Below are 15,616 nucleotides of genomic sequence, written 5' to 3'. Positions count from 1 at the left end.
GTCTACACTTAATTATACTTCTATGTGTAGTGCCCTAGCGTAGATGAAGACCGTGTCCTTATGCTCAGTCAAGTACTAAGGTAGTTTATCGTTACACGGGGTCAAGCCCTTTGGTAGTAATGTCATAAAGTTAGAGGAGTTGACTAACATGATTAAGAGAGTTATCGAACTCTCTAAGGAGTACCGGGATAGGCTGTACCTAATGCAGTACCGTAGGATTCAATTCCGGGTCGAGTGGAGGGCGGAAAAGCACGGTTTGGTCGTTGAGTACGTTAAACCCTAGTTACTCTTATGTGTCCGCCCTAAATGTGGGCGGAGAATGGTAGAAACTGGATACAAGTGGTTTAAGTGTTCGTGCGGTTATGAGGAGACCGTGATGTTATCGTTATTACGAACCTGAATGGGAGGGGGTTCTCTAACCCTCTCGACTGCCCCTCAGATGTAGTCCCGAACCGATGAGGGGAACATAACGCTCTTTAGGGCGTTGAGTCAACGGCTTTTTACCCAGTCAGGTCTATATTACTCAGGCCTGACTAGCATGTTTTATATAAGGAAGTCAGCTTACTGTCCTTTACACATAAAAGGATTAAGATCCAGAAAAAACAAGGGAAAAAAAGAGAAGAAAGGAAAAACCTTGCATGTTTACTGGGGTTTCGCAGATAACCTAAACAGCCAATAAATAGCCTTTATTACACCCATAGTATTATTTAGATTTATATTAGAAAAAGTCCTAGATAGCTCTCCTTTAGTTTCTTTAAAGCCTTTGAATATATCCTCGATATTGGAAAAGGTTTTGTTTATCATTACTTTTACTATATTTCTAACTAGCTTATTCTTAATACCTCCGGTGAGGATAGGGATCAATTCCCTCGTTACTTTTAAGTTATACTTCCATGCCATATAGAGTAAGTCCCAATAGCCTTGTGGCAGGGATTCAGGCTTAGGATAGGGATTCTTGGATATATAGGAAGTCGATATGGGTATTACCGGTAATGGGAAAATCCACGCAGTGAACTGATGGTCGATAATGGTCTGGACTAGGTCAATACTCTCTTTTACGTCTTCCTCAGTCTCTTCAGGATACCCTATTGTCATTGTATAACAAGGAAATATGTAGTTATCGTTCATAATCGCAGTTGCGTCGAGTATTACATCCCTCCACTCTTTCGGTCTCCAAGGAAAGGCTTTAGCCGGCATGTATTTCTCAAATATTTTAAGGCTACCGGTCTCAAGGCCTACTACCGGTGCCGCTGCCCTATCTATATTATACCCAGCAATTTCCGAGATGGATCTGACGGTCTTAGGGCTTTCCCTAACTGCGGGTGCTGAAATGTGTGGGAACCATATACCATCAACTCCCATTTTCATAACTTCAGAGAATAATTTAACTATGGCCTCGTGGTTCGTCCTCAGCTTCGACGAACCATATAGCATTACATCATCTGTTATAAACTCGACCCTTTTCCAACCTCCTCTGAGATTAACCTCAACTTCCTTCTTAATGTCTTCAAGGGGAATAGATCTAAAGGTCTCTGGAGTTATAGAGCAAAATCTACACCCTCTAGGACATCCTCTGGTAATCTGGACTTCTCCCAGTCTCGCCGAGTTCTTAATAGTCGGTATCTGTTCGGTTTTCGGGTTTCTCCCCCTTACAACTTTTGGAACTTCCTCCCCTTCAATTATTCTTTTCACTATAGCAGGTAAATCAACTTCAGCCTCCCCTAGGAATACCACGTCTATCCATTCGGGCTTATTTAAGCTGAGTTCCCAGGCTCCAGGCCCTCCAGCTATAATCTTGAAGTTGAACCTTTGTTTTAGAGCTGAAATTTTCTGCCCGAATTCATCAAAGAATTGAGCTGTCCACGTTGGACCTCCACCGAACAGAAAGCTGAGTTTTGCGCTCACCGGGTTTAAACCGAAAGGGTCATGAGCTGTAATCCCGACCACTTTAGTATTACGGGCGAATTTTTCTATATTTTCTGGGGGGACTACTACTACTTTATATCCTGCTTCTAGTAAAATAGCTTCTATTTTTCTTAGCGCATAAGGTGCATATAATGCCTTACCTTCTTCATCAGTCTTCACTTTTGGGGTAAAGAATCTGTCCATGAAGGATCTAGGGACAAGTCTCGACGGCATGCAAGCTACATAGCCTAAAACACTGGAACCCCCGTAGTCTGTGAAAGAACCTCTATCTGATGATAATACCACGTCATACATAAGTAAAAATTAGATATATCTAAAATAAATAGGTTTCCCATTATTTAGTATTTATTATCTTAAAAATTCTATTAGTAACTCTCTTATTGCTACGGTAATAATTCGGTAACTAACTGTTAGGCTTCAATCATTGTATAAATCTCATTCTAAATGTTATTTATTGGAAAAATCCATCGTAATCAATATTCCCTTAAATATTTACTTAACACTTATACTCTAACTGGTCAGATGACTGAAACTACAAGGCGTTAAAGAGAAAGTGCTATACATCAGCTTTATAAGTACTATACTATGTCAGTTAATAAAGGGCAAGAATACCTTCATGTAAAACGTACACGTGAGTGCTACAGAAGGATGAGGTCTTGTCCAATAGTGCCTGAAAGTATATAGTGTTTACCCATGGCGTGACCTATCCTTACTCCCAGAATAGCTGAAAAATTTCATAGTGCCGTTATTAACCTATAAATTAGCGTGCAAGGGACCTTATCCCAAAGCTACGGTATAGGACAAGGACTCAACATGCCTTAAGCAGTATTAAGAGACTTTATAGCTATGCAACAACACTATGAGAGTTGCGTACAAATAATAGTTGAAAATTCGTAAAATTTTTCTACACCACCCTTTTCGGGTCGCTAAGGCATTTATTGCATTGAAATTTTTTCCGAATCAGTTAATCCATAAGTAAATAATAAAGTGCATGCTAAATAATTCTACATAAACCAAATTATAAAGTAATTTTCCTACGCTTTTATACGTACTACGTATTAATAATGTTATGTGTGTATTTAATATGTAGCTATGATCTCATAATACTTACACAAATAAAAATTACAAAAGAAACATGAAGTATCCTGTCAAGTTTTAGACAAGTAGCCTCTTTTCAGGCCTATTCCAACATCTTCTACTAGTTTTTCACAAGAACGTGCTTAGACCTTAAGTCGACGTCCCCTAAACTTCCCGTTGCGTTTATTATGAATAAGGACTATGCCAAGACTTCTAGGTATTTGTATTTCAGTCTAGGATAGCATTATACCGTTATTATTGGTAACTATTAATAAAATTGCTCAGTTGATAAAAATGTGTATGATAAAATTTTTTCGGTTTTCCTTCGCATTATATCGCAGGCTATAATCAAACGTTGATAAGATATAGAGATAAAAGGTTTGTTATGATAAGTAATAAGGTAATAACGAATATATTTAGCAATATTAATAGTAAGTACTTTGATGCTATAAAGGCAGTTTCATCTACAACCTCATTTTTTAAGATTAGAAGGCTTAATCTACGCGTTAATTTTTACAATGTATTAGTGCATTTTATAAATCAATTTTTCAGTTATCACACAGTGTTATAAAAAGACCTATCACTTGTAGGGTGTTAAAATTGTTACGTTTACTTGATGATCTCAAAAACTATATACCTGTCGTAGAAAAATTGATACTTGAAAAGGAGAAAGGCGGAATAAAAAGGGAAGTAAGTTTGCATAGATGGTGGTCTAAGAGATATATATATTTATACCGAAGTATTCTGGCATCCTTTTTACTTGAAAATGACGAGAAATTTTACGAGGCGTTAATTAATCCGGAAATCTTAGATGCCCACGGCCTAACTTATTTTGAACCTTTAGCAGGCGGAGGAACCGGTTTGGTTGAAGCATCACTGTATAACTATAATGCTTACGGTATCGATATTAATCCTCTTGCAGTTAAGATAATTGAGGGATATTCTGCACTGCGAAATGATGTGAATTTTAATCATATTAACTCTATAATTGAAGAAGCTAAGAAAGAACTTTCTCCTATTTGGTCCTACAAAGGGAGTACGGTATCTTATGTATTAATTACGAGAGATAAGGTTCCCTCATGGGTTATGACGAAAAAGAACCCTTTCAGGAAGGTAATCCTTTGCCCTCATTGCGGAAACTTTTTCGAGAGTGAAAGTAATGAGGAGAAGGTAATCCCTTGCCCTCATTGCGGGAATTTAGTTGAAGTTACTATAAAGCCTCTATACAAGCCTAAGAACGTGGTGGATTATTTCGGTTGGAAAGCGTTCGGAATTGTAGTAGATAAGACATTATTATTTGACAAAAATTGGTTGGAAAATAGAAACAGACTACTTAAAGAAGTTGAACTAGAGGTCGATATTGACATTTATATAGAAGAATTAAGGGAAGGAAATAGACTCATTAAAGCAAATATAACCAGACCTGAAAAAATTTTTACTAAAGCTCAACTCCTTACCTTTCATAGATTAGCTGAGAGGGCAAAGGAACTAAGCCAAGTAGAGAGACTATTACTAATGTTAGCTGCTAGTGACTCTGTGAAGACATGCTCCCTTCTTTGTCGTTGGTATCCTCCTTTAAATGAACCCGTTCCGTATGCAGGTGGAATAAAAGGGTATTGGGTTCCGGAATACACTGTTGAGACAAACCCTCTTGCTGTTCATGCTAGAAGCACAGTTATTTCCGGTATAAGAAATCAGATGCGTATAAGAAAGTATAAATTAAGGGGAGAAATTCACGGAATGCTGGGAGATGCCTTAGTCAAGGAGTATCCTAAAAGCGATTTAATAGTTATTGATCCTCCTTACTATAAACTCTCACCTAGCTATTCTTCATTAAGTTTTCCGCATATAGTAATAATAAATTTATTTGAAAGAATATCCTTAAAAAGTGCTTTAAATAAGGAGATTGGAAAGGAAAGATACTTCGACAATCTATTAACGATATTAAAGAAGAGCAAGGAATCATTAAAGTCTGATGGAAGAATAGTTCTTATAATCAATATGAAGTCTGAATGGAAGAATTTGTATGAAGTTATTGAGAAAGTCGGACTAGAAATAGTCAATAAATATGAAATTCTAGGTGAGTCACCAGGTTATTTGGGTAGATCACAGCATAGAACGAATATCATATTTATTTTAAGGCCGATATAATACTAATAAGAAATACCGTCATCAAACTCAGTTAGTATGTGAAGAGTAATTAAGTCACAGCGTAAAGTAGCTATAAATACAAGGTGAAAGAATAAGATCTTCGCCCTCTAGTGCCTAACGCTAAATCGTAAAGTAGAATTTTAAGTATATACTTTTCCAATTAGTTTATTTAGAAAATTATACATTTATTATACTACTAGGTTCGTATGAATCCCTAAATAATTTTTTATATATATCCTTATAAAATATTAGAATTTTAGTATGAAATTTTATGATATCATTTATGCCTGCAAGTTTAAATAAATCGTTGTTTTGATATACTTGCTCTACGATAAAATCCTTTATCATAATTGTATTATTTTCATGAAAGATATTTCTTAAGGCTTCAAATAGTCTTGGGTCATCAAGGATTTTTTTTCTTATTTCTCTAATTTCTGATATTAATGTATCATCAAAAACTTTCAACAAATATAACTTCTGAGTTTCCAGTTTGTTGAACGCTTTACCTAAGAACAATCCTATTTTTTCAACTTCCTCTTTTATCTGTTTTGACGATAGAGCTTTGCATACAATCCTAAACGATTTCCCAACTAAATTATGATCTAGAGGCATTCCCTCCAGAGTAAGATTAATTCTCGAAAAGGTTTTAGGATTGTTTACTTGCAAAATTTCATCGTTTTCTTCCTCTTGTTGCTTATCATTGTTTACAATTTTATTCACCTTAAATTTTCCTATGAATAATGTATATATTGTATCACTGTCATCAGCTAATTGAAAAGATGAAAAAGGCCAAGGAAGTAATACCCTATTATCTGAAAGAATACCGAATAGAGTGTACAACAAAATTCGCTCCATACTATCTATTTTATAATTTTTTTCAAGGAATTTCTGGGTTGATGTGTCTTGGCTTATTTTATATATGATGAAATTATTAAATTTATAAATATCTGAGTCAGTTTTAGCCAATTCAACATTTCCTATAGTGATCGGGTTTGCATCTATATCTAAGTTTTTGCTATCAGCTTTGTAAAGAGTCCTAAGTATAGATATACTAGGTATTTCAGGAAGTAAAACTATTCTATTAATGTAACAATCAAGAGTATTATACTTGGTTTTTATAAACCATTGTAATTTCTTAATTCTATGTAATTTTTTCTCAAGCTCCTCTTTTATTCTATCGTTTAATTTCACGCGTATACAAACACTAACCTTGTGCTTACGACCTTTGTCTAAACTTGATAATTTATTTAGAAGATTTTGAATATTACTTAAAGTACTACAATAGTTAACTAAGCTATATTCAAAGTCTATTCTAAGTTTCTTATTATTTTTTTGATTATCAGGAATAACGACTACTTTTACATCTGAAGCCTTATATCTTTCCTTTAAACAATCCTTTATTTTATTTATATTTTCATTCTTCCCATCATTATCAATATTAATAGATTTGAGAATATGAAGTTCCATTATTTCTTTCAAGTCATGCTCAGATAAGGTCGTTGATATAATTGAGTAAAAAACTTGGTCATCCTCGCTCATAATACGTTAAATAATTTTCTTTAACACATTTAAATCCTTTACGATCACAATAAAAACCCAAGACTTTACAGTTACTCATTAGTAAAGATCTGCTCTACATAATCACGGACCTAATCTTGATCGACATGAATTTTACCTTATACTACTATACCCGGTCAGCGGATGAAGAATAACACGGCCGTTAGTACGATACTAAAAATTTGCTAAATAAGAGAATGAGGCTTATCCTTAGTCCCTGATTTAGTATAAGTTCTGAATAAACATGTGGAAGTGCTAAAATAAGGATTAAAGAGAAAAGAGAAATTATATTATATACTTAATTGAACATTATGTGATAAGGCCTCTTTCTCTTCCGATAGATAAATATTATACGCTTTACATGAAAGTACTCTTGCCCTATATGGACTGACCGATTATATACTCGATCATCTTTAGAGGTTAATGATGTAAGGTTATTCATAGATCCATTATAATTTCAATTTGTCTTATCGAAATGGTATTTTAACTGTTAATTATATATTATTGTAAAATTATTATTAAAAAACTATTAGGGGCCTTTCACGGCTCTTTTACAAATTGTAATTTTCCTCGAATTGGAATAATTCGAGCAACGAATGAATTATACAATACATGTGTAATCATTCTGGGTAATCCGGATTATAACCTTCTTATATACGCTTTTTTATATATACACTATCATATTAATATTGCTTAGTGTAAATTTAAATAGTTACAATCTCACTCTATTTAGACAAATAGAAGCCGTAAAAGAAACGTAAAAGGTCCTAGTAGAACGGATAATAGAGGTTTATGACTTTGATTAAATAGAATATTTAATATGGTTTGATTATTTATACATAGAATTGTACTAATTCAATAGAGAGTATTTCAATTTGCAATGGAGACGTAAGCAGCCTAAGTTTTTGAAACCTGGTTTACTGTTTTACTTGGGTTTAATACGAATACTCTTGATCGGTGAATCGCAAAGGGACACATGTCGAAATTGAAAAAACATACGATATTGTCTTTGCTTCTATAACTTATATGGTTTTATAAGACTAACTCTTTCCCTTAATTTACAAAAAATTCTGTATTAGATATCGCTCCATCATGTGTTCATATAAGATACACTGATACTGAAGTTCTGCTTACTCGAAGATTTTTCACAATTCCAACTTGTTGTTATAGTTATTCTATAATTAGAATCGAATAATACCTCGTATTCCTTAACATGAGTCTTTGGATCGAAGTTCAGTTTAAAACGTCCCGTAGTCTTAAGACTTTCTATAAGAGAAGAATATTCTTGTAGTACTTTACTATTATTTAAATTATTGGTAGTTAATTCTACTAATATATTGCGGTTTGTATTTAGAACTGACTTTATAATATCGAGACATTCCTTATCGATAAAGGCGCTAGTTATCTTTATTAATTTTGCGTTTTCTTTAGCGAAATGGGTTATTATTTGAAACCCAAGATCAGAATTTCCTTTTAATTCTATAGTACTCTTGATTCTTTTTGACTTTTCATCGAATATCTCCTTAATAAAATAATAAGCTAATCTCCTACTCACTACCAGATTCTGATGTAGAGGATAATGACAATAATCGGTTATAACACATGAAGAGCAACCATCAATACATATATTTTCCAATACCACATCAGCTAAACTTAAATAGTCATTAATCTCCTCGTTAACTTTATCTTTGTTAAATTTCTCTGTAAGATAAAGCTTGAATGTGTATAAATCTGGTCTAATTTTGTTATTAGACAAATTCCTATATATCTCTACTTCATCTTGAAGTATTTTATAGTAATTTTTATTGATTCCACTCATTATTTGAGCCTTTAAGTTCTTTAAGCTTTTACCATAACTATCTAAGTCTTGTTCATGCCTCTTTAACTCATCTAGTGCGTACTCATAAAATTCGTCCAATAAATTAGTCATATTTTTAAAACCTCTTACTATAATTTCACTTAATTTCAACGTACCATAAGAAGTCTTCTCGTATATATATATTGAATCATCATCCTTATTAAAAATATTATTCATATCTAGATTGTAATAATAATCTATGAAGTCTTCATCGACGTTGAATTTGGAGATGATAAACTCATATAATAAATGAGCTAAAGTATGAAGTAATATTGTATATACAAATTCTAGAAACTCTTCTCTTTCTCCGTTATTTGAGTATATTTGTTCTATGTATTCCTTATATTTTTTGGAAACCAAGTTCCTTACCCCCACATATACGTTCCCCCTGAACTTTTTAATTATATAGTATTTGGTCAGTAATATGTATCGAAGTTCTTCAAATTCTTTAGATTCTTCATCAAATAACATTTTCTTTAAAATTTCTTTTGTTATAAGTTTGTTAAACCGTACTTTCAACCCGTTAGTATCATATAAGGTTATTCTTATTTTAGGATTCAAATAGATAGGTAATGTATAGTCACTTATAGATATTAAGACCTTATCTAATTTCTTGAACACTAACAAAGAAGTAACTTCAAAGACTTCATTTATTGGAGACACTAAAACCGAACCTCTTATCTTATTATCGTTTAATTTATCAATAAACGGAAGTATCGGACGCTTCATTGATGACATTGAGTAAGATATCCAATGTCTGCAACTATGAGGAAGAAAAATTTTTCCAAGGCTGCATTCTCCTTGGAACGGGCAGTTTATATCAAATGGATCCGTTGATATACCATGTCCAATATCACATACTCTACTATATGATAAGATGAACGGGTCGTATCTTAACCCCTTATTATTGGCCAGCTGTCTTACTTGATCTGGATTACGTAAATAGTAATCAATATAGCTTACATCAACTCCTAATTTTACATAAAATTCGTAGCCTTTTTTAGATTTTAACACAATAGGGTTCCCTAATCTATTTTCAAGATCTAACAAATTGTATATTTTTATCTCCCTAATATCCTTTAATTCTAGTACTTTCTTTCTACCTTGAATATCTATACTTAGATATCGTCCTATATTCCTCCGTATATTATGGTCCCACTCGTTGTAGTTTAAATTCAACCCTAGTAAAAGAGTTCCGTATGGCATATTACTGATAGACGATCTAGTTTGCTTGCTTTCAAGATAGTCTGAATAGTTGACTATCGTAAAAGGATAAAAGCGAGTTAATATTGTGTAAAAATCCTGATGCCAAGAAATTGGACGTGAGGAATTAATTAATGGGTCATTAATAGACACTTTTATATTCTGTCTAGTCAAATTAGGATCTTCCACGCCAAGTCCAACGCTAGATATAGATGAATAGTTAAATATAAATTCTCTAATGATATTGGGATTTCTTAATTTTTTATTTGGAATAGAATTTATCTTCTTGCATATTATAAAATATTTTTCATTTTCTAAAGGTTGTTTATCCACAAACTTTTCTAAATCTAGAACTATATTTATTATATTTTGAACATTTCTGTTTAATTTTTTCCGTATCTCATCCTGGTAGTTAATTAAATGTTTTATTCCTTGACTACCTAATAGGTCATCTAGTTCTTCAAAATTTGAACGTATTTCCCTTAGTTTTTTCTTAAGTTCATTTAGATTATCCCTTCTCGCTGTGACATCAGACGACTTATTGAAATTATCAGCCAGTTTTATCCCTTTCTCTAAATTACTGTTTAATTTAGCACATATATTTTTAATATTCTCATTATTTTCTTGAGTAATACTCTTAGAAAGTACTTTATCTTTACTTATCTTGTCGCAGAATTTTTCTGTTTTTTCTTCCAATTTATCTATGTAAAATGGAAGATCTTTTTCTGTGCTTTTAATCTTAGTAAACTTAGCATATCTATTCATAATTTTTTCGCAATTTAGTCTCTTTGTAAAGAAAACTTCCTTGAACTCGTTCAACTCAGACTTTATAATACCATCTTCAACAAAATTTTCCATTTCCGAAAATATACTTTGCAAATCAACGTTAATATCAGAAATTATACCTTTTTTATACAGATTAATAGAGGCAATGACCAGATTTTTAAACTCTATCACCGGCTTAGCATTTTTCATTATTCTTAATCCGATTTTATTTTTATCAATATCCCCGAGTTGAGTACCCGATAGCATGTATATGATTCTCTTTGAGTAATTTTCATCATGAATCCTGAAACTCTGATGAGGTACATTTTTAGATAATATTATCCCTAAGGTTATCTTTGGCATCTTACTACTTCTTCCAGCCCTTCCCAATCGTTGGACGATTTCAACCTCATCATCTGCACTTGCATTTAATATAAATGAAACCCCTTCATAATCAACCCCTAACTCAAGTGATGACGTAGACGCTATAGCTATATATTCTCCTTTAGCTATTTTTGTAAACCTTTCAAACTTATCCTTAGCATCCATAAACACTATTCCAAAGTGTTTTCTGATGATCTCTCCTATCCAATGAATTCTATTGTTATCTAATGATGCCTTATTGAGGTTATTTAGTTCTGGAGGGAGATACACGTAATAAGGATCTCGAAAAGCTTCCTTAATATCCCCTTTTACTCTGTCTTTCGGCTCTCCTATACTGATGTTTTGCATTATCTCTTCTCTGAACCTCCTTAACTCGTACACATTATTTATGAAAACTATGTTTTGATATGAGAAATAGTTATCAGGAGTATTATTTTTAGGATCTGATTGTGTAAAACCGCCTTTAGCGATTATAGGATTATTCAGATAAATGATAGAATAGGTGGAGGCAAGAATAGTCCATAATTGAGCGTAAGTATGCCATGAAATATCCGGTCTTATTTCGAAGAACCCGACAAGATAGAATTTCTGACCTCTAAGTTTTTCACTAATCTTGTTAGCTATCTCTAGGCTGTTTATAAATGATATTCTATTATCGTTGAATAACTGTTTAGCAAAACTATCCCTATTAGGAATTGTAGCGGAAACTCCTATAAACTTGACATTATTGTTTATCTCTTTAATTCCTCCCAGTACAGAGGAGGTAATACCGCCAAAAATATCTGTATAAACATGCACTTCATCCAATATGATTAGAGAAATTTTCTTAAAATCCTCTATGTTTATATCCTCCGTTTTGCGAAAGGTTAAAAGTCTATTTGCTATAGTATATATATTAGATATGATAATTAAAGGCTCCGCATTGTAGTTTTTATATTTTTTAGTGTCTAATATGTGAACCATTTCTCTGTATTCACACTTCTCATCAGAACAAGTTACTCTATTATTCTTAAAAATTAAAGGATGTTTATTAGGGCAAGTTAAAGAGCCACCTCTCACTTTGCTACCTTCTTCTAATTTATCTGAGTCACCGTCTCTGAGCAGTACGGGAACCTTCACTCCCTTTATTTTTTCAATCAATGCCGATAACATTATAATTCTGTTCATATTATCCAATGCTAACGCTTTTCTTGGATACAAAATTAAAATTTTATTATTACTATTAAATTTATATTTAATTAGAACGAATAATATTAAAAATAAGAAAATTTCAGTTTTTCCAAAACCCGTCGGAGCTTCTATGAGTATATGGTTTCCATTAATAAAGTCTCTAATAGCATCTCTTATCATAGAAATCTGAATAAGATCGAGACCATTATATTTTCTTAACTCCAAGTACTCATTAACAATTTTGACATATTGTTCAGCATCTTTGTCACCTAATTCTTGTACAAGTAAATCAACTAATTCTCTGATTTCCTTTACATTACTATTCATATCTAATCTATATTTTCTATCTTCATTAGAGGGTATAGTAACTTTTACTAAACTCAATCTTGGGTTAATTATATAATTAGGAGTGAAATTTTTTGTCTTAAGATTAACACTTCTGATGAACAAGTCCATATAAATACTACGATATTGTTTATTATCATTCTCATCAGAAAATTCTAGGATATAACTATTTTTAAGCATTTTTTGTAATATTTCCTCTTCTTTTCCAGGGAAATATTTCGAGATTATATCTATTATTTCTTCTCTTTTCAATCCGTATTTATACTCACTAGGATCAGGTTTCAGCTTTATTGGAGTATCGTTATATTTACATTTCTCTTTTGTTATTTTAGAACATTCCTGGAGAATTATATCACCTAATATTGAAGTGTATGCCTCTGGAACAATTTCTGATGCCACAGATAAATTATCTTTATATTTAAATAAAAATTTTGATCTTTACTAGAGTAATCCATAGCCATAACTACATCTATTTACGTTATTCTGAATTAAACGATATCGATTAAAACTAAGTCCTTAACTTACATAGAACAAATCTTTCTTGGGCTATTATTTTAAAATTATAGAATATTGTACTCCATATACCCCTTAGCAATTACACCGAATCATAGCCTTTTCGACCCTTTTAACCGCCCTATTCGTAAAACTGCCCACTTCTTTTGATAACTTCTTTGCCTTTCTGACCATTATCTTAATCGACTTGCCTTTAATCTCTTAACTGCCTTTTTTAGGGTTTTTATATCATCACCGTGCTCCTTTACGTCTCCTGCAAAGACACCACAGCCTCACCTAACCTCTTAACCTCAGCCCGCAAAGACCTTATTGCATAAATATTTTCCTCCAGCTTCTTTATCACTAGTTCGTCCTCAAGTCGCTCATAGACCTCTTCAATCAGTATCATGAATAACTGTTACTAAGGATCTCGTTAACAACCAATTTCTCTTCCATATTTAGTCATTCTAAATTTTTTAACTTCATTTTCACCCGTTGACTCCATTTTACCCTTCAACTAGTTCAGCCCTTATTTACACTACGCCCCCGCTTTATTTACACACTATGAAGTAAGCCGTCAAGCCCTCCATCACTTAGGAAAAGCTAATAAATGTGCACCTTAAGGACAACTTGTGCTCCCCCTAGTAGTGCGCAAAGTAGACGACACGGTTTACTCAGAACTGGTGGAGGAATATATAGACACATACGGAGAAGAACCGTCGGTAGAACAGAAGAACGCGTGGAAGAAGCTTGTAAGTCTGCTTGACGGTATAGAGTTCCCCTCGGTCTGGGAGTACCCTATTTCAGACGGTAGGGCTGATATAATCTTTACGGGTAAGGATAGGGCCTTGGTGGTCGAAGCTAAAGGTTGGAGGAGAGTAAAGAAGGTGGACATGGACATAGTGGAGGCAGACGGGCAACTCCACCTGGACCCGTGTTACCAACTCACCGATTACGTTACCAAACTGAACTTCTTCCACTCCTCAGGGGTAAAGTTTTACGGTTTACTCTTCCTCTACAATACCAGCGACTACTCCTCTGAGTGTAAGACGATCAGGGAGATAGACGAGCTCAAGGACGAACTAAAGTCCATGGCACCGGGAGACCCTGACACTATAGTGAAAGGTAAACTCAGGTTAAATAAGACTTTTGTCGACTTCGTAGAAACGATAAAGGAGAGAAAGCAAGAGGACTTAGCTAAGGCACTTTTACCCTACGGTTACGGGCTCTCCGAAAAGCAGGCGATTATACTCAAAAGGGTTATGGACGCACTTGAAAGAGGTGAAAGGAAGAACTTCCTGATCAGGGGTAACAGCGGGTCGGGGAAGAGCCTGCTCGCAGTGACAATTTTTCTGGAGGGGCTCAGCAGGGGGTACTTCTCTTTCCTCTCATATGTCAATAACAGGCTGTTAAACGTCGTAAGGCAGGCTTTGGGCCACGAGGTCAGTACTTTCATACGGTTCTACTCTACGGGGATAAAGGGGTACCCCGGTATAGGCGAAGAGGGCTTTGAGGACTGGTTCAGGGGACAGTTCGGGGAGAGGCAGATCGACCTGATAGTCTTTGATGAGGCCCAGAGGATGAGGGAAGACGTAATAAGGAGATCTCCTAAGGGGCGGGTAAACGTATATTTTTACGACGACCAACAAGTGCTCTTAGATAATGAGGCCGGGACTAGGGAGAACTTCTTAAAACACCTGAAGGACGTAGAAGAATACGACTTATATACTGTATTAAGGGCACCTAAGGACTACGTAGAGTTCGTAAGGAGTATATTAGAGGGTAGGCCCTCTCACCTCCCTGATTTCGAGTTCAGGGTATTTTCCGATATAGAGGACATGCTGAGGGAGCTCGGGAAAAAGAAGGAGGAGGGGAGGAGGGTAGCCTTAGTGTGTGCGTTTACGGAATCGGATAGGGGATTAAGGATAGGCTATCCCTTGCCTTCGGGCCTCGACTTATACAAGAGTAAAGACGTGAGGGTGACATGGCTTATGGACCCTAAGACAGAGTACCCGAGGTATTGGACGGGAAAGTTAGACCCACTGAAGTACTGCTCCTCCGTGTACGGTGCACAAGGGTTTGATGCGGAGTATGTAGGGGTAGTGTGGGGTAGAGACTTCGTATGGAGAGATGGGGGGGGGGTGGACTTTTGACCCCGACCCCATAACCGACTACATAGGGAGGAACTCGTTGATGAAGATCGCCAAGAAGTGTAAGGACAAAAAGTGCAGGGAAAAAGTATTGGCTTTGCTTAGGAACAGGTATTACGTAATGTTGACAAGGGGGACTAAGGGAGTTTATGTATTCTTTGAGGATAAAAGTACTGAGGAGGCTGTGGAAAAGCTGATCAGTCAAGGTTCAAGCGCGTAGAGGATCTCTATATAAGCTCTCATCCTTTCTTCACTCCCACATATAGCCCCGTCTGCGTTCTCTGCGTCTTCAGCAAGGTCGTTTATAAACCCCTTATCTATACCTTCCTTTACTAGTTCCTCTTCTTTCTCACGTATCTTTTTTGAGAGCCCGCGTAAGGCGTCGTAAGTGATCACTTGGTTAGTTACGGTCTTCACGATACACGGCATTACTTCGTACATGCTTAACCTGACTAAATTGTTTGAGAGTGTATAGCCCGAAAATAAGGATGCTTTTTTCATAAAACCCCTATACCAGACGTGTTTTCACTAAATTAAA

General features: G+C 34.7%; 8 protein-coding genes and 1 pseudogene. 4 read left to right on the top strand and 5 right to left on the bottom strand.

Features of this window, described 5'->3' with window-relative positions:
* Positions 1-109 precede the first annotated feature (109 nt).
* A pseudogene (locus tag KN1_RS13905) lies at positions 110-445 on the top strand (IS200/IS605 family accessory protein TnpB-related protein); the annotation flags it as partial.
* Positions 446-642: 197 nt separating this feature from the next.
* Here the strand turns inward: KN1_RS13905 and KN1_RS13900 are convergent.
* Positions 643-2,220, bottom strand: coding sequence for a B12-binding domain-containing radical SAM protein (locus KN1_RS13900; protein ID WP_221288322.1), 1,578 nt, complete (start codon positions 2,218-2,220; stop codon positions 643-645).
* A 1,434-nt stretch (positions 2,221-3,654) separates the two neighbouring features.
* On the opposite strand from KN1_RS13900, the gene KN1_RS13895 reads away from it, so the two are divergent.
* The gene (locus KN1_RS13895) at positions 3,655-5,154 is read left to right on the top strand and encodes a hypothetical protein (RefSeq protein WP_221288320.1); all 1,500 of its coding nucleotides are present in this window, start codon (positions 3,655-3,657) and stop codon (positions 5,152-5,154) included.
* Positions 5,155-5,331: 177 nt separating this feature from the next.
* Here KN1_RS13895 and KN1_RS13890 read toward each other — a convergent pair whose 3' ends face one another.
* The 3 genes from KN1_RS13890 to KN1_RS13880 all read right to left on the bottom strand — a co-directional run bounded on the left by KN1_RS13890 (position 5,332) and on the right by KN1_RS13880 (position 13,337).
* Positions 5,332-6,693 (bottom strand): hypothetical protein, encoded by a 1,362-nt coding sequence (locus KN1_RS13890; protein ID WP_221288318.1) that lies wholly within the window; start codon positions 6,691-6,693, stop codon positions 5,332-5,334.
* A gap of 1,108 nt (positions 6,694-7,801) precedes the next feature.
* Positions 7,802-12,835, bottom strand: a complete 5,034-nt coding sequence (locus KN1_RS13885) for a DEAD/DEAH box helicase (protein ID WP_221288316.1) — start codon at positions 12,833-12,835, stop codon at positions 7,802-7,804.
* 358 nt (positions 12,836-13,193) lie between these two features.
* Entirely contained in the window at positions 13,194-13,337 is a 144-nt protein-coding gene (locus tag KN1_RS13880) for a hypothetical protein (protein ID WP_221288314.1), read from the bottom strand.
* Positions 13,338-13,560: 223 nt separating this feature from the next.
* Between KN1_RS13880 and KN1_RS15010 the strand changes: the two genes are divergently transcribed.
* Positions 13,561-15,081 carry a DNA/RNA helicase domain-containing protein gene (locus tag KN1_RS15010; RefSeq protein ID WP_258712526.1) on the top strand — a complete coding sequence of 507 codons (1,521 nt, stop codon included), beginning with the start codon at positions 13,561-13,563 and terminating at the stop codon, positions 15,079-15,081.
* Positions 15,059-15,298 (top strand): DNA/RNA helicase domain-containing protein, encoded by a 240-nt coding sequence (locus tag KN1_RS15005; RefSeq protein WP_258712525.1) that lies wholly within the window; start codon positions 15,059-15,061, stop codon positions 15,296-15,298. The genes KN1_RS15010 and KN1_RS15005 overlap by 23 nt, the downstream gene beginning before the upstream one ends.
* Here KN1_RS15005 and KN1_RS13870 read toward each other — a convergent pair.
* Positions 15,280-15,579 carry a hypothetical protein gene (locus KN1_RS13870; RefSeq protein ID WP_225905714.1) on the bottom strand — a complete coding sequence of 100 codons (300 nt, stop codon included), beginning with the start codon at positions 15,577-15,579 and terminating at the stop codon, positions 15,280-15,282. The genes KN1_RS15005 and KN1_RS13870 overlap by 19 nt on opposite strands.
* Positions 15,580-15,616 lie beyond the last annotated feature (37 nt).

The sequence above is a fragment of the Stygiolobus caldivivus genome, from assembly GCF_019704315.1.
Lineage (GTDB): Archaea > Thermoproteota > Thermoprotei_A > Sulfolobales > Sulfolobaceae > Stygiolobus > Stygiolobus caldivivus.
Note: the sequence above shows the minus strand (reverse complement) of the source record. Positions and strands in the feature narration are given on the sequence as shown.

Bases quoted from the DNA above. Each gene is read 5' to 3' on its own strand.
- KN1_RS13900 (WP_221288322.1), bottom strand. From the start codon at position 2,220: ATGTATGACGTGGTATTATCATCAGATAGAGGTTCTTTCACAGACTAC.
- KN1_RS13890 (WP_221288318.1), bottom strand. From the start codon at position 6,693: ATGAGCGAGGATGACCAAGTTTTTTACTCAATTATATCAACGACCTTA.
- KN1_RS13880 (WP_221288314.1), bottom strand. From the start codon at position 13,337: ATGATACTGATTGAAGAGGTCTATGAGCGACTTGAGGACGAACTAGTG.
- KN1_RS15005 (WP_258712525.1), top strand. From the start codon at position 15,059: ATGGGGGGGGGGTGGACTTTTGACCCCGACCCCATAACCGACTACATA.
- KN1_RS13870 (WP_225905714.1), bottom strand. From the start codon at position 15,579: ATGAAAAAAGCATCCTTATTTTCGGGCTATACACTCTCAAACAATTTA.